This window comes from Vreelandella sp. 2A-K22, assembly GCF_054065485.1.
On the sequence record NZ_JBSUGC010000003.1, the window covers coordinates 243,838 to 265,068 of the forward strand.

At 53.7% G+C, this 21,231-nt stretch carries 24 protein-coding genes and 1 tRNA gene; 12 read left to right on the forward strand and 13 right to left on the reverse strand.

Annotation, left to right across the window (positions count from 1 at the left end; all coding sequences use genetic code 11):
• The first annotated feature begins 42 nt into the window (after nucleotides 1-42).
• The 3 genes from ACW17M_RS05470 (at nucleotide 43) to ACW17M_RS05480 (ending at nucleotide 1,602) form a co-directional block, all read left to right on the forward strand.
• Nucleotides 43-477, forward strand: a complete 435-nt coding sequence (locus ACW17M_RS05470) for an anti-virulence regulator CigR family protein (RefSeq protein ID WP_009286595.1) — start codon at nucleotides 43-45, stop codon at nucleotides 475-477.
• A gap of 94 nt (nucleotides 478-571) precedes the next feature.
• Nucleotides 572-1,393 carry an inositol monophosphatase family protein gene (locus tag ACW17M_RS05475; protein ID WP_009286596.1) on the forward strand — a complete coding sequence of 274 codons (822 nt, stop codon included), beginning with the start codon at nucleotides 572-574 and terminating at the stop codon, nucleotides 1,391-1,393.
• 132 nt (nucleotides 1,394-1,525) lie between these two features.
• A tRNA-Pro gene (locus ACW17M_RS05480) sits at nucleotides 1,526-1,602 on the forward strand.
• A gap of 143 nt (nucleotides 1,603-1,745) precedes the next feature.
• On the opposite strand, the gene ACW17M_RS05485 is transcribed toward ACW17M_RS05480, so the two are convergent.
• From ACW17M_RS05485 to ACW17M_RS05495, 3 genes are all read right to left on the reverse strand, one after another.
• Nucleotides 1,746-1,856 carry an IS66 family transposase zinc-finger binding domain-containing protein gene (locus ACW17M_RS05485; protein WP_309599316.1) on the reverse strand — a complete coding sequence of 37 codons (111 nt, stop codon included), beginning with the start codon at nucleotides 1,854-1,856 and terminating at the stop codon, nucleotides 1,746-1,748.
• Nucleotides 1,857-2,003: 147 nt separating this feature from the next.
• On the reverse strand, nucleotides 2,004-3,017 hold the full coding sequence (locus ACW17M_RS05490) for a 2-hydroxyacid dehydrogenase (protein WP_027959310.1): 1,014 nt from the start codon (nucleotides 3,015-3,017) through the stop codon (nucleotides 2,004-2,006).
• A complete protein-coding gene (locus ACW17M_RS05495) occupies nucleotides 3,010-3,939 on the reverse strand; it encodes a dihydrodipicolinate synthase family protein (protein ID WP_009286624.1) in 930 nt (309 codons plus the stop codon). The genes ACW17M_RS05490 and ACW17M_RS05495 overlap by 8 nt, the downstream gene beginning before the upstream one ends.
• A 62-nt stretch (nucleotides 3,940-4,001) precedes the next feature.
• Between ACW17M_RS05495 and ACW17M_RS05500 the strand changes: the two genes are divergently transcribed.
• The 3 genes from ACW17M_RS05500 (at nucleotide 4,002) to ACW17M_RS05510 (ending at nucleotide 6,950) form a co-directional block, all read left to right on the forward strand.
• Nucleotides 4,002-5,468: an MFS transporter gene (locus ACW17M_RS05500; RefSeq protein ID WP_457547016.1), complete on the forward strand. Its 1,467-nt coding sequence runs from the start codon at nucleotides 4,002-4,004 to the stop codon at nucleotides 5,466-5,468.
• Between the two features lie 187 nt (nucleotides 5,469-5,655).
• Nucleotides 5,656-5,958, forward strand: a complete 303-nt coding sequence (locus tag ACW17M_RS05505; RefSeq protein ID WP_027959351.1) for a GNAT family N-acetyltransferase — start codon at nucleotides 5,656-5,658, stop codon at nucleotides 5,956-5,958.
• A 44-nt stretch (nucleotides 5,959-6,002) separates the two neighbouring features.
• A complete protein-coding gene (locus ACW17M_RS05510) occupies nucleotides 6,003-6,950 on the forward strand; it encodes a pirin family protein (protein ID WP_039858429.1) in 948 nt (315 codons plus the stop codon).
• A gap of 332 nt (nucleotides 6,951-7,282) precedes the next feature.
• On the opposite strand, the gene ACW17M_RS05515 is transcribed toward ACW17M_RS05510, so the two are convergent.
• Nucleotides 7,283-7,912 (reverse strand): LysE family translocator, encoded by a 630-nt coding sequence (locus tag ACW17M_RS05515; protein ID WP_039858431.1) that lies wholly within the window; start codon nucleotides 7,910-7,912, stop codon nucleotides 7,283-7,285.
• A gap of 101 nt (nucleotides 7,913-8,013) precedes the next feature.
• On the opposite strand from ACW17M_RS05515, the gene pdxR reads away from it, so the two are divergent.
• Nucleotides 8,014-9,480: a MocR-like pyridoxine biosynthesis transcription factor PdxR gene (pdxR, locus tag ACW17M_RS05520; protein ID WP_457547017.1), complete on the forward strand. Its 1,467-nt coding sequence runs from the start codon at nucleotides 8,014-8,016 to the stop codon at nucleotides 9,478-9,480.
• 99 nt (nucleotides 9,481-9,579) lie between these two features.
• Here the strand turns inward: pdxR and ACW17M_RS05525 are convergent, their stop codons facing one another.
• On the reverse strand, nucleotides 9,580-10,524 hold the full coding sequence (locus ACW17M_RS05525; protein WP_027959355.1) for an alpha/beta hydrolase family protein: 945 nt from the start codon (nucleotides 10,522-10,524) through the stop codon (nucleotides 9,580-9,582).
• Between the two features lie 99 nt (nucleotides 10,525-10,623).
• Here ACW17M_RS05525 and ACW17M_RS05530 point away from each other — a divergent pair, with 99 nt between their 5' ends.
• The gene (locus ACW17M_RS05530; protein ID WP_400670785.1) at nucleotides 10,624-11,559 is read left to right on the forward strand and encodes an AraC family transcriptional regulator; all 936 of its coding nucleotides are present in this window, start codon (nucleotides 10,624-10,626) and stop codon (nucleotides 11,557-11,559) included.
• A gap of 210 nt (nucleotides 11,560-11,769) precedes the next feature.
• Here ACW17M_RS05530 and ACW17M_RS05535 read toward each other — a convergent pair whose 3' ends face one another.
• Both ACW17M_RS05535 and ACW17M_RS05540 read right to left on the reverse strand, forming a co-directional pair.
• Nucleotides 11,770-12,729 (reverse strand): alpha/beta fold hydrolase, encoded by a 960-nt coding sequence (locus ACW17M_RS05535; RefSeq protein ID WP_457547018.1) that lies wholly within the window; start codon nucleotides 12,727-12,729, stop codon nucleotides 11,770-11,772.
• A gap of 43 nt (nucleotides 12,730-12,772) precedes the next feature.
• Nucleotides 12,773-13,201, reverse strand: a complete 429-nt coding sequence (locus ACW17M_RS05540; RefSeq protein ID WP_027959358.1) for an organic hydroperoxide resistance protein — start codon at nucleotides 13,199-13,201, stop codon at nucleotides 12,773-12,775.
• 123 nt (nucleotides 13,202-13,324) lie between these two features.
• On the opposite strand from ACW17M_RS05540, the gene ACW17M_RS05545 reads away from it, so the two are divergent.
• A complete protein-coding gene (locus ACW17M_RS05545; RefSeq protein WP_027959359.1) occupies nucleotides 13,325-14,155 on the forward strand; it encodes an AraC family transcriptional regulator in 831 nt (276 codons plus the stop codon).
• A 54-nt stretch (nucleotides 14,156-14,209) separates the two neighbouring features.
• Here the strand turns inward: ACW17M_RS05545 and ACW17M_RS05550 are convergent, their stop codons facing one another.
• Both ACW17M_RS05550 and ACW17M_RS05555 read right to left on the reverse strand, forming a co-directional pair.
• A complete protein-coding gene (locus tag ACW17M_RS05550; protein WP_414120496.1) occupies nucleotides 14,210-14,416 on the reverse strand; it encodes a winged helix-turn-helix transcriptional regulator in 207 nt (68 codons plus the stop codon).
• 38 nt (nucleotides 14,417-14,454) lie between these two features.
• Nucleotides 14,455-14,814 (reverse strand): Atu4866 domain-containing protein, encoded by a 360-nt coding sequence (locus ACW17M_RS05555; protein ID WP_081742520.1) that lies wholly within the window; start codon nucleotides 14,812-14,814, stop codon nucleotides 14,455-14,457.
• 418 nt (nucleotides 14,815-15,232) lie between these two features.
• Here ACW17M_RS05555 and ACW17M_RS05560 point away from each other — a divergent pair, with 418 nt between their 5' ends.
• Nucleotides 15,233-15,664, forward strand: a complete 432-nt coding sequence (locus tag ACW17M_RS05560; RefSeq protein ID WP_081742519.1) for a DUF488 domain-containing protein — start codon at nucleotides 15,233-15,235, stop codon at nucleotides 15,662-15,664.
• A gap of 73 nt (nucleotides 15,665-15,737) precedes the next feature.
• Here the strand turns inward: ACW17M_RS05560 and ACW17M_RS05565 are convergent, their stop codons facing one another.
• Nucleotides 15,738-16,304 carry a YIP1 family protein gene (locus ACW17M_RS05565; protein ID WP_141441145.1) on the reverse strand — a complete coding sequence of 189 codons (567 nt, stop codon included), beginning with the start codon at nucleotides 16,302-16,304 and terminating at the stop codon, nucleotides 15,738-15,740.
• Nucleotides 16,305-16,431: 127 nt separating this feature from the next.
• Here ACW17M_RS05565 and ACW17M_RS05570 point away from each other — a divergent pair, with 127 nt between their 5' ends.
• Nucleotides 16,432-16,848 (forward strand): MarR family winged helix-turn-helix transcriptional regulator, encoded by a 417-nt coding sequence (locus ACW17M_RS05570; protein ID WP_141441144.1) that lies wholly within the window; start codon nucleotides 16,432-16,434, stop codon nucleotides 16,846-16,848.
• 159 nt (nucleotides 16,849-17,007) lie between these two features.
• Nucleotides 17,008-17,328, forward strand: coding sequence for a carboxymuconolactone decarboxylase family protein (locus tag ACW17M_RS05575; protein WP_457547019.1), 321 nt, complete (start codon nucleotides 17,008-17,010; stop codon nucleotides 17,326-17,328).
• A gap of 90 nt (nucleotides 17,329-17,418) precedes the next feature.
• Here ACW17M_RS05575 and ACW17M_RS05580 read toward each other — a convergent pair whose 3' ends face one another.
• The 3 genes from ACW17M_RS05580 to ACW17M_RS05590 all read right to left on the reverse strand — a co-directional run bounded on the left by ACW17M_RS05580 (nucleotide 17,419) and on the right by ACW17M_RS05590 (nucleotide 21,094).
• Entirely contained in the window at nucleotides 17,419-18,912 is a 1,494-nt protein-coding gene (locus ACW17M_RS05580) for an MFS transporter (protein WP_027959364.1), read from the reverse strand.
• A 58-nt stretch (nucleotides 18,913-18,970) separates the two neighbouring features.
• Complete coding sequence (locus ACW17M_RS05585) at nucleotides 18,971-19,429, reverse strand: universal stress protein (RefSeq protein WP_022523564.1); 459 nt, start codon at nucleotides 19,427-19,429, stop codon at nucleotides 18,971-18,973.
• Nucleotides 19,430-19,501: 72 nt separating this feature from the next.
• The gene (locus tag ACW17M_RS05590) at nucleotides 19,502-21,094 is read right to left on the reverse strand and encodes an MFS transporter (protein WP_035558452.1); all 1,593 of its coding nucleotides are present in this window, start codon (nucleotides 21,092-21,094) and stop codon (nucleotides 19,502-19,504) included.
• Nucleotides 21,095-21,231 lie beyond the last annotated feature (137 nt).

Sequence of the window (21,231 nt, forward strand, 5' to 3'; positions counted from 1 at the left end):
TTCTTTACACTATAAACTCTGACCTTAAGCGAGGAGCTTACAGTGAAGCCCATCAAACTGATTGCCATAAGCGCACTTGGCGCATTGCTAGTTAATAGCGCAGCCTTTGCTCAGCCTGACCATGCCCCGGCCCACGGTGCCCGCGATAAGGGCCAGCACCAGCAACATGAATCTAACCGACCTGGTCACTTCCGCGATGAGCGAGTTGATTTACCACGCATTAACGAACGTGAGCTGCGCCAGCTGCTGCGCCGGCATGACGCACCGCGAGCCGAATCGTTGCCGCCAGGTATTCAGCGCAACCTTGAGCGTGGCAAACCTTTGCCCCCAGGTATCGCCAAGCGTTTTGACGGCCAGTTAGCATCTCAATTGCCGCGCTACCCAGGCTATGAGTGGGAGCGTGTTGGTGCCGATGTGGTGCTAATTGAAGCTGCCACGCGCATCGTGGTGGATGTATTGGTAGACGTATTGCGTTAACCATTGCAAGCGCAAGTCGGTATGACTCGAAAATTATATCCCGGCGGCTTATGGTAGAAGCTCACAGTATCATCGCGTCCTAAAGGGAGATTCAATGAGCGACCACACACTAGCCGCACGTCTTGAAATTACTATCGCTATTGCCGAAGAAGCTGGGCAGATGATTATCAAGGCGCGGGAGCAGCAAGGCTTTGCCCAGCGCTTAAAAAAGGATAATGAGTTGGTCACCGACGTGGATGTGGCCGTGGATGAACTCATTAGCCAACGCCTGGAGGAGCACTTTCCGGGGGAAGCGCGGCTGAGTGAAGAGCTTGCTCCAGAAAGCGCTTTGCATGAAACAGCACCTAAGCTGTGGGTGGTGGATCCTATTGATGGCACTGTTAATTTTGCTCAAGGGCTTCGCCACGTAGCGGTTTCCATTGGTTGGATGGAAGAGGGCGTTGCCAAGGTGGGCGTTGTTCATGCACCGTTTTTAGGTGAGACCTTTAGTGCTGCAGAAGGCTCTGGGGCTTTTTGCAACGGTCAAACCATACAGCCAAGCAGTGCAGAATCACTGGCGAACACCCTGGTAGGGACAGGATTTCCCTACCGTAAAGAGGAGCGTAAGCAACTTTTGAAGCGCTTGGAAGCTGTGCTGTTTGAGTGCCAAGACGTACGTCGTAATGGCGCAGCAGCGCTCGATTTATGCGATGTAGCCTGCGGTCGTCTGGATGCGTATTACGAGAGTGTCTCGCCCTGGGATTTCGTTGCGGGCTGGGTTATTGCACGGGAAGCCGGTGCGCGAGTAGGGCATCTATACCCGGTACCTTCAGCGGTGTCGGAAGATATCTACCCGGATCATTTAATCGTAACGGCCCCCGGTGTATATGACGCGATGGCTTATCTGCTGCTTGAAGCTGATCAACGTAAGCCATAAAGGGTGATGAGATTTATAGCGGTGTGTGACAAATACTTGAAAAGAAAGCGCTATAAGGGCTTTTCATTTATGCAAGAAACCGCTAGTATACGCACCGTCTTGAGGCAAAGATGTAGCGGCCAATAAAGACAGCGGAGCGTGGCGCAGCTTGGTAGCGCGTTGCAATGGGGTTGCAAAGGTCGCAGGTTCGAATCCTGTCGCTCCGACCAAGAACATATAAAACGGTCACTTAGCTAATTGCTACAGTGGCCGTTTTTGTTTGTTAGCGTTTTATAAGTGGCATATAGGTGACACTTGTCCGGAGTTTCTGTGATGTCACGCCATCATCGTATTTGGAGATGTCACAGCAACCTCATGCTTGGCGGGCGCTGGGGCGATCTTGACGCCGCACATGACGGATCACCTCGATCCGGGCGGGCACCACATGCAGCTCCTCGCTGACCGCTTCACCGATGACCTTCAGCGCGGTGTGCTGTCATCGTCACAATGGTGGGCGTTCTCGGGCAGTTCATGGACGCTCCCCACCGCGACAAACCGGCCGGGACTAAATGCCGCTGAGTGGCCCGCTCGAAATCATCAAGACACAAGATGTGTTGTAGGCGGCGAGGCATTATGTTTCCTCAATAGCATCAGCCCGTCGCCAGACATGCTCATTAACCGCGGTAAGCGGGCCGCTGCCGATCAGCGTGCCCAGCAGATTATCGACTGCCAACTGTGCCATGGCCTCACGTGTTTCATGGGTCGCCGAGCCAATGTGTGGAGTCGTCACTACATTGTCCATGGCCGCCAGTGGCGAATCGGGTGGAAGCGGTTCCTCTACGAACACGTCAAGCCCAGCTGCACGGATTCCGCCGGAGTGGAGTGCCTCGATCAGTGCTGGCTCGTCGACCACTTTACCTCTCGCTATATTGATTAGGGCAGCCGTCGTTTTCATCCGTGCTAGAGCATCTGCGTCAATTAAGTGATGTGTATCGCTGTTATAGGGCACGCTGAGGCAGACGATATCTGCTTCAGCTAACAGGTCATTCAGCTCACGCCTTTTCGCCCCTAACTGCTGCTCAAGCGCAGGCTTGGATGAGGCGGCGGTATAGAGAATGGGCATACCAAAACCCAACGCTCCCCGTCGTGCAATCGCCGCACCAATGCGACCAGCACCCACGATGCCTAGGGTTTTGCCGTGTACATCAATACCGAAGTATTCGTGACCGATATGTGTTCGCCAGCCGCCATCGCGGACAAGGTTGGACAGTTCGACTAGCCGCCGCTGGGTCGCCATGACTAGCATAAATGCTGTGTCGGCAGTGGTTTCGGTAAGCACATCTGGCGTATTGCAGAGTAGAATGCGGCGTTGATTCAGTGCCTTAAGGGGCAGGTGGTCATAGCCCACTGAAATGGTGGATACCACTTGAAGCGCAGGCGCCTCGGCTAGCATTGCCTCATTGAGTTCTAGCTTACCGCCGATTAGGCCATGAGCTCTGGAAAGCGCTGCCATGAAATCAGCACGGTTTGATTCGTCCACGTCCTCGAAATAGTCGACCTCGGCAACCTCGGAAAGTGCCTCAAGCTGGGCTTCACTGAGCCGTCGTACAGCGACAATACGCCACGATTTCGTTTGCTCATCCATGGCTCGCCTCACCTACGCCTTCCATCTGGAATCCTGTCGCTTTAAGCGAAGACACGAGTTCAGACACATGCTGCTCCTCCAGCTCTACTAAAGGTGGGCGCACACGCCTCCAATCGTCATTGTCCGAAAAGTAAGCTGTCGCTGCCTTCATGCCAGGAATCAGTGGGTACTTTTCAAACAAGTCGCGTATAGCATTCAGGCTCTGCTGACGCTCGTTGGCATCGTCCTCCTGCCAATGCCTTGCCAACTCAACGATGGCCGACGGATTGACATTGGCAGTGGCACTGATACAGCCAGCACCGCCTGCTCGTAGGGTATCAAGCAAAAACCGCTCGCTGCCGGCATACACAGCAAAGTCTTGCCCAGCAAAGCGCTCGGTTAACCCTTTGGTGTGTGCCCAGTCTCCGCCGCTGTCCTTAATGCCAGCAATAATGCCCGGGAAGGCGTCACGTAAACGCTCGATCAGTTCAAACGAGAGCGGGACATGAGTGACCGGCGGGATATGGTAGAGGTAGATCCGTAGGCGCGAATTTGCGACACGGTTGATCACCTCACTGTAAAAGCGAAACAAGCCTTCATCGCTAACCCCCTTATAGTAGAAGGGCGGTAGCATCAGCACACCGGCACAGCCAGCGTCCACCGCCTCGCATGTCACCGCCACGCAATCATCAATTGTACAGCTCCCGGTACCGGGCATAATCCTGGAGGGATCGACACCGCCATGCACTAGCGCTTTTAACAGCTCCTGTTTCTCGGCCACCGTCATTGAGTTGGCTTCAGAATTTGTGCCGAACACGGCCAAGCCGACACCATTTGAGGCCAGCCATTGGCAGTGCGCCACAAAACGTTGCGTATCCGGCGCCAAGTCGGCGCCGAAGGGGGTAATCACCGGTGACCAGACGTCATCACTCAATTGGGACATGATATTCTCCTTGTTGTTGTAAGGTCTTTATTGCCAGGGCTCGATGGCGTAGCGCCCAAGCGATGGCCAGCTGTGGCTGTGCAAGCGCGTGTGGCCTACACGGCCATGATCATGCCTGGGCCTGGGCATCCAACGCACCGACGTCGGATTTGAAAGGCTTTTTCGGGGCTCTCGGCTGTTCCTGCTTTCAGCTTCTGCTGGCCTGTGTCAGCGTTTGCCTCGTTATTCTATCGCTTACAGATCAGCATTCTGTGGCATCACTTATAATGCTTACGTTTATAGGGGGCATAGGCGTTGCTCTGATGGGGCCAACTTGGCAGGCTATCGTCCCCGAGCTGGTAGACAAGAAAGACTTCAAAAACGCAGTGGGACTTAACTCGCTGGGGATCAACATTGCCCGTGCCGTAGGTCCCGCTTTAGACGGGCTGTTGCTGGCCAGCATGGGAGCAGCGTTTACCTATGGAGTAGACGTTCTGAGCTATGTAGTTGTCATCACTGCGCTGTTTTGGTGGAAACGACCAGCAACGCAACGGGATGCCTTATCCGAGCGCTTCCCCGGTGCTTTCCGAGCCGGGCTGCGCTATGCCCGCGCCAGTCGCGAGTTGCATGTTGTCCTGCTGCGCGCTTTTCTCTTCTTTGCTATGGCCAGCTCAGTGTGGGCAATGCTGCCTCTAGTAGCACGTCAGTTACTGGAAGGCGGCCCAAGTTTCTATGGCATATTGCTTGGCGCAGTTGGCCTGGGCGCAATCGGCGGGGCTATTATTATGCCCCGTTTGCGTACGTATCTTAGCGCCGACGGCTTACTTCTAACGTCAACATTAGTCACTTCGGCCGTCATGTCTTTGCTATCCCTGTCGCCGCCTAAATGGCTCGCAGTGTCCTCTCTATTGATCCTTGGTGCCGCTTGGATTACAGCGTTGACGACCCTCAATGGCGTCGCCCAGGCAATTCTTCCCAACTGGGTACGTGGCCGCTCTCTGGCGGTATATCTGACGGTGTTCAATGGCGCCATGGCCGCGGGCAGTTTGGCATGGGGGGTAATCGCTCAAGGGATTGGCGTACCGTTGGCGTTACTATCTGGCGCGGCGGGGCTAGCAGCGATCGGATCTATTGCACACCGTATCAAGTTGCCCAAAGGCGAATCAGACTTAATGCCGTCGAATCATTGGCCTGAGCCACTGACAGCTACTCCCGTCGAGTATGATCGCGGACCGGTGCTTATCCAGATAGAGTACCGGGTAGCCCTCGAAGATCGTTCAGCCTTTCTGAAAATATTGGCTAGGCTCTCTGCTGAAAGACGTCGTGATGGTGCCTATGCTTGGGGTATTACCGAAGATTCCGCCGATCCCAGCTTGATGCTGGAGTGGTTCCAAGTTGAATCCTGGGCAGAGCATCTGCGTCAGCATAAGCGTGTTTCTAAATCAGCCGCCGATATCCAAGAGGAGGTTCTGCGTTTCCATCAAGGGGAGGAACGCCCGGTCGTGCGCCATTTCCTGACTTTCAATCATCCCCATGAAGGCCGAACGTAAGATCTTATTCAAGGGGCTAAGTACTAAGCTTAGTGCTAATTTTAAGTACAGGTCTTAAGTGCTGGTCTTAAGTGCTGGTCTTAAGTGCTGGTCTTAAGTGCTATAGAAAGAAAAGGCTTTTGATAACTATTAACTTATAGATACACATACTGAGTTGTTTGCTGGGTAATACGACAAGGAGAAAGCAATGTCTGGTACACCTGAAGCTTCTTTTACCATTGAGCATGAAACCAGCGATACCAAGGGGCGCTATGTAGTCAAGCTCAATGGGGCTAAAGCAGAGATGACCTATTCGAAAGCAGGTGATTCGATGATCATCATCGATAGCACTGAAGTGCCTGATGCTATGCGCGGACAAAAAGTGGGTGTTGCGTTAGTTGCAAAAGCAGTCGAAGACGTTCGCACCTCGGGCAAGAAAATCATGCCGTTATGCCCATTTGCAAAAGCACAGTTTGCACGCCACTCAGAGTGGCACGATGTGCTTTTGTAAGGTGCGTACTCCATTTTCCTACCTCTCACTTCTGGAGAAAACCTATGAGCTGGATGCCTGATTTAGAGCCAAAATGCCCATCCGCCGGTAGCTTGAATGATATAGAGACACTAATTGTTCCACGCGCTCGGGATTTGGGTGGTTTTGAGGTGCGCCGTGCGCTGCCTGCCCCAAAACGGCAGATGGTGGGGCCGTTCATCTTTTTTGATCAGATGGGGCCCGTTGAGTTTCTTAACGACGAAGGCATTGATGTTCGCCCACATCCCCATATTGGGCTTGCCACTGTTACGTATCTATATCAAGGGGAGTTCCAACACCGCGATAGCCTGGGTACCAACCAAATGATTCATCCTGGCGCGGTTAATTGGATGGTGGCGGGCAATGGGGTCACCCATTCGGAGCGCACCAGTGCTATTACTCGTCAGAACAAGCACTCTGTGTTGGGGATACAGACGTGGGTAGCGCTCCCTGAAGCCTATGAAGACCAGCCTGCCAGCTTCGAGCATCATGCCGAGGAGACACTGCCAGTACTGGAGGGCGAGGGTAAGGAAGTGCGTTTGATCCTGGGCACGGCCTGGGGGGAGCGGGCGCCGGTGCAAACCTTCTCTGAAATGTTCTATGCGGATGCGATACTGCAGCCAGGTGCAAAGCTTCCTTTGCCGGATGGCCATGAGGATCGTGGTATTTATGTCATGTCCGGTAGTGTCATTATTGCAGGGGAAACCTTTGAAGCCGGCCGCATGATGGTGTTCAGACCAGGCGACCCGATAACGGTGGTGGCGGGCGAATCCGGAACTAGGCTGATGCTACTGGGCGGTGAAACGCTGAATGGCCCCCGTTATATATCCTGGAACTTCGTTGCCTCTTCGCGAGAAAAGCTGGAAGCCGCCAAACAGGCTTGGGTAGAAGCAGATTTTGAGAATGGTCGCTTTCGTCTTCCCCCCGGAGACGATGCGGAGTTCATTCCTTTTCCTGGAGAACCTGCTAAATAACGCCCCAAAAAAGCTGGCCGCCTTAAGCAGTCAGCTTATACTTCACTCGTAGGAGTGCCAGCGAATTGAGCTCCCAGCCGATGTCGGATCTCAATCAGTGCTTACGCAAAGGCCTCCATCGGTAACGTCGCTATGGGGCGAGGGGGCGTCCCTCCATACATAACATCCGACTATATCTTTCCAGATACATAGTGATGTTTTTGAGCAATAGCGAGAAGTGTTTGCAAAACTCTATTCTATAAGGCATCGCTTGGGAGCGAGCTACTTGGCGAGCACAAGGGGAAAGTCCAACCATGAAGTTAATCGCCTGCCTTTTTCCAACATTTGGGCACTTAGTAAAAAGCGCTTATGCCCATAAAGATGCTAAACAGCATTAACACTCCTCCGGCCGCGCGCTTACCCCAAACGGCGGCGCCTGGTGTGGCCACCTTCGCTATCATTGTTCTTGCTGCTAATGCGTAAGCGCTCGATACGATCAGTTTAATAAACACAAATAACAGTATGAGGGGAAGGAACGCAGAAATGTGGGAGTCCTGCTGGGCACTTACGAATTGCGGCAACAGCGATGAGAAAAATAGAATCGCCTTGGGGTTGCTGAGCCCAACCATAAACGATTGTCGCCAAAGTACGGGTATGCTTTGCAGCGTTGTAGGCTGATCGCTGGAAATACGAACCCTTTGTGCCAGGCGAAACTGCTGCATACCCAGCCATAAAAGATAAACAGCACCGGCTACCTTGACGGCCATAAACACCGTTGGATTTGCCTCCAGTAGCGCACCGACCCCCAGTAGTGAGCAAGCCGCGAGCCCAGCAATAGCCACCAAATCCCCAGTGAGTATCAATATGGCCCGGCTGGGGCCATGCACCAGCGCGTTGTTTACCAAAAAAATTGTCGAAGGGCCCGGCGAGCCAACTTGCATCGCCGCAATCATGGCGAATAACAGATAGTCAGTGAGCAACATAGTGAACACTCCTTAGCCAATGAAACGTCAATATGTTGCTATGCTAGAAGTAAAGTGGCTCATATAAGAGAGCCATATAAACGAGATTGATACGAACCATTATGGTTAAAGGAAAAAACACAGCTGGGTTAGACCTACCTTTACCCACCAGCCCCGTCGGTGTAACGAAATCTGAACTGGCCTACCAAGCCATGCGCGATGGGATTGTGAATGGGTTGCTACAGGCGGGTGACCGGTTGCCATCCACACGCGTACTCTCGCAACGTTGGGGGGTAGGGCGTGGTACGTTGGAAAGTGTCTTTGAGCGTTTGCAACTCGAGGGTTACATCTCCCGCAAAGTGGGGTCTGGAAGCCGTGTCAGTGCCACTATCCCAGACCGATATTTGACGGCGCAAACGACGGCGACCCACCATAAAGAGCCAGCGATGGTCGAAGCGGCGCCCGTTAGCGTAAGAAAACACTACCAAGCCCAGGTAGGAGTACCTTTTGTTGCCCGGCTTGCCAGCCCGTTGCTTATTTCACCTGCTGAGTGGGCCGCGCATCTACAGCGGGCCATGGCAGCTATGCAGCCCGAGCAGATGTGTAGCGTTGAGCCGCAAGGCGCTTGGGTATTGCGGGAACAGATTGCCAAGTACTTGCGTAACCATCGGGGAATCGATTGTCTGGCAGAGCAGATACTCATCACTAACGGCATTCGCCATAGCATTGATCTGGTCGCGCGCTGTGTAGTAAAGCCTGGTGATCATGTGTGTGTCGAGGATCCTGGTTATCCAGCTGTACACCAAATATTTGAAGAAGCAGGCGCTAACCTGCTTTACGCGCCTATTGATCAGGAAGGGCTTAATTTGGGTGGCATAATAGGCGCAACTGAATGTCGTATTGCCTATGTGACACCGGCGCACCAGTCACCGCTTGGCGTTATCATGTCGGCGACTCGCCGTTTAGAGCTTCTTGACTGGGCCCAAAGCAACAACACCTGGATCATCGAGGATGATTACGATAGCGAGTTCAACTATCAAAGCGCGCCGTTACCAGCGCTAAAATCCATCGACACGATGAATCGAGTAGTCTATTGCGGGAGTTTTAATCAGGCGCCTTTTTCCAATTTGAGGCTTGGCTATATGCTTGCTCCACCAGAACTACAGCGAAAAGTGCTCGAATTGTGGCATACGGTAGGGCGTAGTGTGGGAGTGTCGGAGCAACTGGGGTTGGCGGCGTTTATGAAAGGCCCTGCTTTCTTACGGCATTTACGCCGTTCTCGGCAGGAGTATCAGACGTTGCGTGACATCGTGCTTGAAACCTTGAGGGCCGAAGCGCCGGGGCGCTATCGCATTAGTGGCGAACATGCAGGCTTCCACCTGATTCTGTGGTTATCGCCGGATCAAGACGAAAACATGTTAATCCATGCAGCGGAACAGCAGGGAGTAGTGCTACAACCGCTTCGGCACTGCTGCCGTGAGATTGAATTAGCGCCTGCCATTGTGTTGGGTTTCGCAGCGCTAACACGGGCACAGGCAAAATATGCCGCTCGTAAGCTTGGGCAATTACTGCTTCCAACACCCAGTTAGCTGGTGACTTTTTCGCTTGGTCAACCGGGCCGATAAATCTCGGTTTCTCCTCGGTGCGCATTGAAAAGCCTTCAGGCGAGCTGACAATGAGACCTCGTCTTAGCGCTCTTTCACGGTGATCTTCGCGACGGCGGCCGCTCTATCCCGGAGCGCAGTCTGGCTAAGTATCCAGGCATCTTGCTCGATGAAGAATATGCGCCGCAGCCAAGCCAATACCAACCGCCGGGTCGCCTCCAGCGCATCGGGATCTTCTGCCTCGGTCTCTTTCGCGTCGAGCCCCGCGATTCCGCCAAGCCCATGGCCCACGCCACTGATTGTCAGCAGGGCATCGGCCCCCGGCGCGTCGTGGAAGGCATCCGCGTGCCACTCGGGGCCGCGTGGCGTGAAATGCGGGTCATCTTCCGCGCCGCAGACCACAAGGGTGGGTAATTCGATGCCGCTGAAATCCACATCGAAAAAGGGAAAGCGTCGAGCATGATCGGGTGTCAGATCGGCGCCGCCACGCCCTGGAGTTGCCAGCAGGACACCCGCGCGGATACGCGGATCAGAGAAATCCTCCCCATACAAACGTCCGCCAAGCAGCAGGCTGCAGGTGTGGCCGCCGAAGGAGTGGCCCGCCACCGCGATCCGGTCGTGGTCCAGACGTCCTGCGATGGCGGGAGCCTGCCGTTCGATCTCGGCCAACTGGTCTAGGATGGCACGCATCTCGAGCACGCGCTCGCGCCAGTAGAAGGGGCCTTCAGGTAGGTCGGGGTCAAGTCCGCCGACCCGTGAACTGGCGTGGGTCGGTTGAATGACGGCTATGCCCCGTTCGGCCCAGAACTGGGCGAGCGGGGCATAGCCGTCTTTCGAGGGGATATAGCTCGATGGACCAAAGCCGTGCGACAGGATCACGATTGGTATGGCGTCCCCGGCTGCTGGCGCGGTAAGGCGCAGCTCCAGGGGTTGGCGGCCAGGCATCTTCAGGCGGAGCGGCGTGTAGGCCACTGTCAGGGCGGGATCCGGCGTCGGCAGTGCGCGGGACAGGTTGATCAGTCGGTTCATCTATTAGCCTCCTTGTTTGATGAGCAGGAGAGTATAGACAGCGATTACCCGTTCATGCGATACACAAATGTCCAAATTCTTTTATCAAGAGTCCAAAATATGCCCGATGGTATCGAAGACCCCCTGTCCAGTGTCGTCACGTTGCTCAAACCGTCGGTGTCTATCTCGAAGCTGGTCGAGGCGGGTGGCCAGTGGCAAGTCGAGCGGCATGACATGGCCAGCCCCTTTTATTGTGCGATGGTCGAGGGGGGATGCCGGGTTGAGGTGAGCGGTCGCAAGCCGGTTACGCTGGCGGCCGGAGACTTCGTCCTGATCCCCGATCTGCATGACTTTAGCATGACCAGCGAGGTGCCGCCGGAACCCAGGGGGTCGGGCCGGCCGCTTGAAATCGGACCCGGGCGGGTTCGCCTCGGCCCGGCGGACGCCCCCGTGGAGATGCGCGCGCTGGTCGGGCATTGCCGCTTCGATACGCCCGCGAGCGACTTGCTGGTGTCACTGCTGCCCGAGATGATTCATGTCTCTGGGCACGATCGCCTGATGGCCCTGGTGCCGGTGATACACGATGAGACCCGCGCCGACCGGCCGGGGCGTGAGCTGATCCTCCAGCGGCTTCTAGAGGTGCTGCTTATTGAGGCGCTCCGCTCGGGCCCTGCCGTGAATATGCCGCCGGGGCTACTGCGCGGGCTGTCCGATCCGCAACTGGCTGCCGCCTTGCAGCGCATTCACGCGGACGCGGGTGGCGAGATTTCCGTCTCAGGGCTGGCGCAGGACGCGGGTATGTCCCGCTCTGGATTTTTCGAGAAGTTCCGGAAGGAAATTGGACGCGCGCCGATGGAATACGTAACGGATTGGCGCATGGCCATCGCTAAGACGCTGCTACGGCAGGGCAAACTTACCAACACGGAGATCGCCCTGCGGGTCGGCTACGGATCTGCCAGTGCCTTCGGGATGGCATTTGTTCGGCACGAGGGCTTTTCTCCCGGTGCGTTTGCAGGCAAGCAAGGCCGTAAGAGAGGTTCAAAGGGAGTGTCTTGAAGACGACAGTGGCTATGATGTACAGGTTGTTCCCACTCATGGAGCAACGCTGTGTTGGGACTCAAAGTGCGAATTCACCGCGAGCAGGCCGAAACACTGCTCCTGGATCTAGAGTCCTCATTGAACTTGGCATGGCAGGTTGCTGAACTTTTGCTGTCAAAGATGTTACAAACTGGCCCACTGCATGGCAGTGGGCCAATGGGGGAGCGATCAGTTTTGAAGGAAATTGAGCAGATCCTGGTTCAGTCGCTCTTTATGTGTGTCGGTCAAACCATGGGGAGCACCCTCGTACACGATCAATTCCGCGCCTTCTACTAATGCAGCAGATGCCTGGCCCGAGATGTCTAAAGGTACGATTTGGTCGTCATCACCATGGATCACCAGGGTGGGAATATCAAATGCTGCGAGATCCTCACGGAAATCAGTGGCCGAGAATGCGGCGATGGAGTCATAGGTATTTTTATGGCCGCCTTGCATTCCTTGTGCCCAAAATGACTGGATCAGGCCTTGGTTGGGTTCCGCGTCTGGGCGGTTAAAGCCAAAGAAAGGCCCTGATGCAATATCCAAGTACAGTTGGGAGCGATTGTTTAGAGAAGCTTCACGGATACCATCGAACACATCGATAGGTAGTCCATTAGGATTGTCAGGTGTTTGCAGCATTAGTGGAGGAACCGCTGAAACCAGGACGGCTTTAGCGACGCGATCTGTTCCGTGCCGGCCAATGTAGCGAGCCACTTCTCCGCCACCCGTCGAGAAGCCGACGAGTGTGACATCGTTCAGGTCAAGGGTGTTGATGACCGTGGCCAGGTCGTCAGCATAGTGATCCATATCGTTGCCATCCCAGGGTTGGCTGGAACGTCCGTGACCGCGGCGGTCATGAGCGATCACACGGTAACCTTGAGAGGCCAGGAAAATCATTTGTGACTCCCAGCTGTCAGAACTCAGCGGCCAGCCATGGCTGAAGGTGATGGCCTGACCTTCTTTAGGTCCCCAGTCTTTGTAGTACAGTTCCACACCATCAGCGGTCGTGATGGTGCTGGTAGTTTGTTCAGCATTGAAGGCTTCTTGGGCTTCTTGGGCTTCTTGGGCATCTGCAGCGTAGGCGTTTGAGCCAATTTGAAGGCCTAGTGCTAGCACTGTAGTGGTCAATGTGCGGTTTAGTTTTTTCATGATGTCGTTTCCTGTTCTCGCGGTTGAGTAGTGGTGGTGGTGTTTATTCGGTGATGGTGAGTGTGACGTCGATGTTATTGCGCGTGGCGTTGGAATAAGGGCAGACGATGTGGGCCTGATCGACTAACGTTTGTAAAACGTCGTTGGGCACACCTGGCGCCGCAATCGTTAATTCAGCTTGAATTCCAAAGCCGGTAGGTATCTGGCCAATACCAACTTTTCCGGTGACAGACGTGCTTTCAGGAAGGCTGATTTTTTGCTTGCCCGCCACGAATTTCAGGGCGCCCAGAAAGCAGGCTGAATAGCCAGCGGCGAACAGCTGCTCAGGGTTGGTGCCATCTCCACCCGCACCGCCCAGTTCGCGTGGCGTGGAAAGCTTGACGTTCAAAGCGTTATCGGAAGAAGTGGCTTGGCCTTCGCGTCCACCTGTGGCTGAGGCAGTAGCTGTGTAAAGAATTTTTTCGATAGTCATGTCTAGTTTTCTCCAAAGCAGTGGTTGATCCGAAAACAAATGTTGTCCGGTGATAGGCATTCTGCCTGTTATGATTGGACGGTTGGTGATCTATAATCTCGATAAATTGATTTGGAGTATCAAATGGTCGATAGGTTAGCAACTCTGATGGAGCACTTTTCGGTAACGGCTCAGGTATTTCACGCAGGGGCTTTATGCGGCACCAATACATTGGAAGCCGATGGGGTATCAGGGCAGATGCACTTGGTGCGGCGTGGAACGGTTAAAGTGGTACACCACGATGGCTCTCTGAGCATTACGCAGCCCAGTTTGTTGCTCTATGCTCGGCCAATGACACACCGTTTCATGACCGATCCTGAACAGGGTGCCGACATGGCCTGTGCAAGCTTACGTTTTGAGGGAGGCGAGCAGAATCCAATTGCAGCAAGTTTGCCTAACGTTGTGTGTTTGCCTTTGGATTCCATTGCTGGTGTAGCGCAGGTTCTCGATCTGCTGTTTGAAGAAGCATTTACCCAACGCTGCGGTCGGGTTGCGCTGGTTAACCGCCTATTTGAGGTGGTGATGATTCAAATACTGCGACAGTTGATGGAAAATAACGATGTGAAGGGGGGGATGCTGGCGGGCCTCTCACACCCACGCTTGCGCAATGCACTTGTTGCCATGCATGAAGAACCAACAAAAACATGGACGCTGGAGGTACTGGCGGAACGGGCAGGTATGTCGCGCAGTGTGTTTGCTTCCACCTTTCGCGACGTTGTGGGTGATACGCCGGGTCAGTATCTGCAAGGGTGGCGTATCAGGATGGCACAGCAGGCGTTGAAGCGCGGCCGGCCGATCAAGATTATTGCCGGTGAAGTGGGTTATGGAAGTGAAGTGGCCTTATCGCGCGCTTTTAAAGCCTATACGGGAATGTCACCAAGACAATGGCGAGAAGCGCAAACTGCCACTCTGTGAGATTTGATCGCTCAGCTCCAGACGAAGTATAAATACTAGGCAGACTCGCTGGCATCAATAACCGTCCCGATCGCGGTATGTCGACCGAATTTCGGTAGAGGCAGGCTGCTCCTTATCAAAGGCACGACGGTTCTCTTCAATTTGTGGCCAGTGAATGCGTATCCATGAAGTAAAGCCCTCTAGAGCGGGCAGCATACTGGCGCTCATCTCAGACAGCTCATACTCCACACGTGGTGGCACTTCAGGGAAGTAGTGACGAATTACGGCGAAGTCCGGCTCGGGTGATTCGTTTTTTAGCGCTACTCTTTGTTACGGTATAGCACCATACCACCGTGATAGAGCACGCCATCAATAAACTCGCCATCAGCGGTAAAACCGGTGTCGTCCCAGTATTCGATATAGTTACCTGTCACCTGATAGCGGCCCTGATAGGCGCTTTCACGCTCACCACGGGCTTCATCGTAACGATTGTTGGGTAAAAGTTCGTGGCGTATTTGGCCATCTTTAGTTACCCACATGCCAACATACGGGTGTTCTGCCATAGCGTTATCTCCTATGTTCGGGGCTGTTTGAGCCGTAGTGGTGGCGGGGAAAATAGTGATAATGCCAGCAACGACTATCGCACGTTGCCAGTAGATAGGAAGCTTGGTGTCTTGCATGTAAGGTCACTCGCTTTGCCACATTTGTTTGAATAGCTCGGACAATTTATACGGAGTTACAGGCTCGCCGTAGGTCGTACCACTATGTCTCTGGTATCAACGTCGTCCGGTTAATAAAACAACTTTTGATATGAAGTTAGTTGAAATTGTCATGTGTTAATCCGCACAATGAAAAATACCTGGAGAAGTTTAACTAGCGGGAGCAATCGCTCATAGAGACAATTCTATTGCATCCTTGCCTAATCCTATTATTAAAATAAGGGTGAGCGGGGGCGTTCCACCGTGGTGATGACCAACGCCCAGTTATGAATGGTGCAAATCCCTATGGCTATTAACCTGTCTAAGTTTGCTACTATGTTAATACCTATATAGATTTACTCGCTGAAGCCATGTGCGCGCTGGCGGAGGTATATAAACGATGTCGTATGAAATCATGCTAAAGCGTATATATGCGCCGATAGAGGATCACGACGGCACTCGGGTGTTGGTTGATCGATTATGTCCTAGCGGGCTGTCTCCCAGTTTCCTGGCACTGAATGAGTGGTACCCGGAGATAGCGCCTGCGTCTCAATTATGCCGTCAGTATCGACAGCAAAAAATCAGTCAATCACTCTTTCTTGAGCGATACAGGCGTGAGCTGAAGGCATGTCCTGATAAGCTACTGCCTTTAATGAGATTCGCACGAGCGGGGCGAGTTACCCTACTAACCGCCGCTCGTGAAATTGAAGATTCCCACCTTCCAGTAATCAAAGAGCTGGTGCTATCAGCGCTCGAAGAGGAAGACGCCAGTGATCGTGAATTTTGCTCATCGCCCTGCCTGGCGCACACATTACCCACTTCTCAACGTTAGACCGTTTGCTTCACGCGTCATCATTGGGCTTGACGATGAATGGGTTGGTGCCAGTGCGCCTAATATTCATGGCTTAATAAGCCCAGATAACAGCAAACAAAATACCCCACCCCAGAGCACTGGCAGCCATGATTGTGTAAGTGGCTGAGATCGTAGCAACATCAAATTCTTGATGGGTACAGAGTGCTTGTAAGCCGTGGTAAATCAAGCTGCAAGAGATACCCAGCCCGCTAAGTATAACCACTACGTTAAAAAGTAAGTTGGGTACCAATAGCGATAATGAAGCGACGAATAACGGTAGCGGTGCAAGTGTGGCAAGTAAATAGGCATCTTGATAGCTGATAGATAGCTCTTCAGTTCCATTGACTACAGCGTAGATTACCCAGCCAATAACGAAAAAACTCAATATCTCTGCTAGGAAAATAATTGTCGTGATAAAACGCCACTCTCGGTCAGCAAAGCCCGCCATAAATGCATCGCCGTAATGGGTGCCCGCATAATAGAGCATTACTGGCGGCAAGAGCGACATGGGTAAAACCACCAGCCACGCTAGCAAAGGAATGGAGGGGGAGGAAGCCTGTAGCTCTTTCCAGCCTTCACGATGGTTGAATGGTAATTTGAGAAAGGTGAGTGCTCTCATTTCAGATCCCCCCTGCAGGTGTAATCTCAATGGTTATTTGTATCATGGTGTGATATTGTATTTTTTTAAAGCGCTCTAAATTGGCGAGTCAGCAATAGCCGAGTATGTGGTAAAGAGAATTGGAAAAATGAATAACCCTCAGACACTTGATAAAAGCGACTTTGAGCGGCTGTCGCAATTTCGCTACCGGTTGCGTTGCTTTCTTCGCCATAGTGAAGATATCTGTCGCCGCTATGGGCTGACACCATTGCAGTATCAACTATTGCTACATCTTCGTGGTTTCCATGGAAGAGACTGGGCGACGGTGGGGGAGCTAGCGGAGCGGCTTCAATCAAAACATCACGGGGTGGTGGCGCTAGTTGACCGCTGTGAGCAGTTATCATTGGTTGTACGGCGGCAAGGGCGTGAGGATCGCCGACAAATAGAAGTGCATTTATTGGAAGAGGGCGTGAATCGAGTAACCCAAATCGCTGAAGCTCATCAACCTGAGTTGCGTCATTTGCAGGAAGAGACGCCATTTCCTGGTTGGCATAAGCCCACTTAATGCAGAGCTTAAGAAGTTGGATATAGCCAATATACATCGAAAGTCCTCATTAATAATGCTTGGTTCGGTTGCTGTGTTTAGCTCTTAAGTGTGGTGTGTGGCATTTAGTTGCTGTACTTCTATACTGTGAACTTCGATTTATCATTAAGGTATTGCACTATGACAAAGCATGATTTGCCTTCTGGAGCCGGAGATGTCGCAAACCAGTATCCTGAGATATGGGAAGCTTATGCCGCTTTGGGCAAAGCCTGTGCTGAAGCTGGGCCGCTTGATGAACGTAGTCGGCGCTTGATAAAACTCTCGCTGGCCATAGGGGCACGCTCTGAAGGGGCCGTTCACTCCCATGTGCGTCGTGCCTTGGAGGAGGGCGCGAGTGCCGAGGAACTTAAACAAGTAGCCATGTTAGCGATTCCTACCACCGGATTTCCGACTGCTGTGGCGGCCTTAACCTGGATTGAGGACATCACGGATCCTGATTAAGAGCGCTCTGGGGGCGCTCTTTTTACTCTAGAGGCACTGTCCGTCCAATCGACGCGAACAGTGCCGTGATGCTACAGATGTTCCGACCGTTTAGTGCTTGGCGTTCTGAAGAGCCTGTTCTTCGATGTCTCTATCGACTGAAGAGACGTAGTACTCGTCATCAAAAGCGCCTTCTGGCTCTTTGAGCCACACTAGGCAGATAACCCAACTGATGAAGGCGCCGGTCGCGATGATGTAGAAGAACTGCGACGGTGTGACAAACGTAAAGATGGTTAGGTAAACCACCGCGCCAACATTACCGTAGGCGCCGGCCATGCCCGAGATTTGCCCAGTGATGCGGCGCTTGATGGAGGGAATGATACCGAAGGTTGCCCCCTCAGCCCCTTGTACGAAAATCGAGGTGCCGATGGTCACCGCAATGGCCAGGATCAGTGGCCAACTCGAATTGAGCATGGCCATCAGCAAGAACCCAACGCTAATGCCAAACATGTAGCACAGCATCACAAAACGCCGGTTACCCATGCGGTCGGAAACCATGCCGCCCATGGGGCGCGCCACCAGATTGACGAACGCGAATGATGCAGCGATCAGGCCGGCCGTAGCGGCATTCAGGCCCCAGGTCTCCTCAAAGAACATGGGCAGCATCGATACCACTGCTAGTTCAGCGCCGAAGTTGGCAAAATAGGTGCTGTTCAGCGCCGCCACACTGTTGAACGAGTACTTATCATCCTCCGGTACACCCTTACGCAGGATCGGTAGATTGACTCTCAGGATCTGGACAATTTGATAGATGACGATCGTGATAATGGCTAGATAAGCGATGGTCGCACCAGTAACTGATAAATAGCCCATATACTGAATACGCCAGACCAGAATGGCGAGTACGCCGACCAGTGGGATGGTCCAGATGATCAGCTTGATCATATCGCCCCAGGAGCTCACTTCCATGGCAGCGGATTTGCGTGGCTTACGGTGAGCCTGGGCATCCGGGCCATCGGTAATCGCGAACCAGTAGTAAACACCGTAAGCGGCCATAACAATAGCGCTTTGGGCGATAGCCCAGCGCCAGCCATCGGGGCCGCCGTACATGCTCAAGGCGATGGTCGGCAGCGACATGGCCGCTACGGCGGAGCCGAAGTTACCCCAGCCGGCGTAGAAGCCTTCAGCGAAGCCGATGTCTTTCGGCTTGAACCACAGCGCCGTCATGTGGATACCCACCACGAAGCTGGCACCAATCGAACTCAGCACCAGACGCGCCACCAGCAGCTGCGTCATGCTGTTACCGAAAGCAAACGCCAACGCCGGTAGCGCCATAGTGACCATGAGCACCGAGAACACCCGTCGCGGGCCGAATCGATCCAGCGCCATGCCGACGATGATGCGGGCGGGAATGGTCAAGGCGACGTTGCAGATGGCGAATAGTTTGAGATCATCCGTGGTCAGCCAGTCGACGCTCTTGAGCATGCTCGACGCGAGCGGCGCCATGTTGAACCACACGTAAAAGGTAATAAAGAAGGCAATCCAGGTCAGGTGCAAGGCCCGAATTTCGGGGCTGCGAAACTTGAATACAGCGGAAACTTTCATGGTCGTATCGTCCTGTGTCCCAAAGGTGGTTTGTACCAAAAGGAGGGGTAAGGGCTGCTCAAGGGCTGGGTAGGATCAACAAGGGACACTCGGCGCGCCGGGCCAGGAACGAGCTGACGCTGCCGAAAGTCATGTAGTCGAGTTCATCAACAAAATAAGTCAACGATTTGGCGATGATGCCGCCGTCCGGCTGATGGCTATGGCGGGCAATGACCAGTAGGTCTGGCGAGAGTTTGCGAGTGGCCTGCAGTAACATCTTGCGCGCATCCCCTTCGGCTAGAAGTTGCTCGGCTTGGAAGCCCTCGCCGATGGCGAATGCCACACCCTCTTGAAGGTGCCGTTTAACCTCATCGTGCTCCTGCTGAAAAAGCGCCTCGTTGTTATCGGTAGCGTCGAGTGGATTCTCCACCACGCCGACCAGTACCAGCAGAGGTTGGTTACAGCGGAACATGTTGACGACCTGAGCGAGAGCCAGCTTGGCGTTTCGCGAACCGTCATAGGCGATCATGATTTTCATGGTGTCCTCCCGCATTGGGGTAGGGGGTGAAGACCCGGAGCTTGGCTCCGGGCGTAAACAAGCAAGCCCTATTTAGGGGTTCTTAACGTAGGCACCTTTGCGTAGGTAGAACCACCAGTTGATGACCAGGCAGATGGCGTAGAAGACCGCAAAGCCGTACATGGCAAGTTCCGGTGTGCCGGCCTGGATTTGCTCGCCCATTACCCGCGGGGCGATGAAGGCGCCATAGGCAGCGACGGCTGAGGTCCAGCCAAGTACCGGGCCTTTCTGCTGCTGGTCGAAAATAACCCCGATGCTGCGGAAGGTAGAGCCGTTGCCGATACCACTGGCGGCGAATAACACGATGAATAGCAGCAGGAATAGCCAGAAGAATTGATTAGGATCGGTGGCGTTATAGGCCTGCATCATCACGTAGCCGGTGGCGATAGAGGCGACCACCATGACCGCAGAGATTATTTGGGTGACGATGGAGCCACCCACTTTGTCGGAGATCCATCCGCCCAGCGGACGGATCAGGGCGCCCACGAAGGGGCCTATCCAGGCCCAGGTTAAAGCGCTGGGCGCCTCTGGGTTGGCCACGCGAATCAGCGTGCCATCGGCAGTGGCTTCCATCATGTTGCCGAAGATGACGTTGATGGAGAGCGGCAGGGCTGCAGAGAAGCCGATAAAAGAGCCGAAGGTCAGAATGTAGAGGATGGTCATTGACCAAGTGTGCTTATTGGAAAATATTGCGAACTGCTTCTGGATATTAGGTTTGATGTCGCCAGGAATCAGGCGCAACAACACCAGAGTCAGAACAATGGTTAGCGGCAGGGCAACCCACATATTAAGCCAGCTGAGAGCTAGCATGCCGACGATGGCAGTTACCATGCCGACGCCGTAGAGGCCTAATATTTTGCTAAAAGCCGCCAGCGGCGAACCAGGGTTGGGCGTAATAGTGCGAAGATTGTTCATACCGAACCAACCGGCGAACGCTAATGGAACCAGGAATACAAGCCAGATAAAGCCAGCATTCTGGATCCAGGTATCGGTACCTGCCTCGATCCGGCCGATCAACGTACCGCTAGCGCTTTGCAACTCCATCGGCGAACCGGCTATAGCGCCGAAAATACCGACGGTCATTACCAGCGGGATGACAATCTGCATGGTAGTGACGCCGAAATTACCGAGGCCTGCATTCATGCCCAGGGCGTAACCTTGCTGTTTGCTGGGATAAAAAGTGGAAATGTTGCTCATTGAACAAGCGAAGTTACCCCCTCCGATACCGGAAAGTAGCGCCAAAGCCTGGAATACCCAGAACGGCGTGCCTGGGTTCATCAAGGCGATACCAGTGCCGGCAGCGGGGATCATCAATAGCGCGGTGGTCAGGAAGATGGTGTTACGCCCGCCAGCGATGCGGATCATGAACGATGCTGGGATGCGCAGTGTGGCACCTGCTAGACCGGCAAGCGCCGTCAGTGAAAATAGCTGGTTAACCGTGAACGAAAAACCCAGGTTCTGCATCTGGGTGGTAATCATTCCCCACATCATCCAGACAGCGAATCCCATCAGCAGACTGGGAATGGATATCCATAGATTGCGGTTGGCAATGTGCTTGCCTTCCTGTTCCCAGAATTGGGCGTCTTCGACATTCCATTTCTCAATGTCGGCATTTCTCTTGCTCATGGCGATTTCCCCTTGGCATCAAACCTATCTGCATCTAGCAGTTAGAAAGCAAGATACGCTGGAGGAAGAAATTGGGGAATAGGTGGAAATAGCATGAAAAACAGCGACATACCTCTTGAGAGGTAGTCGCTGAAAAG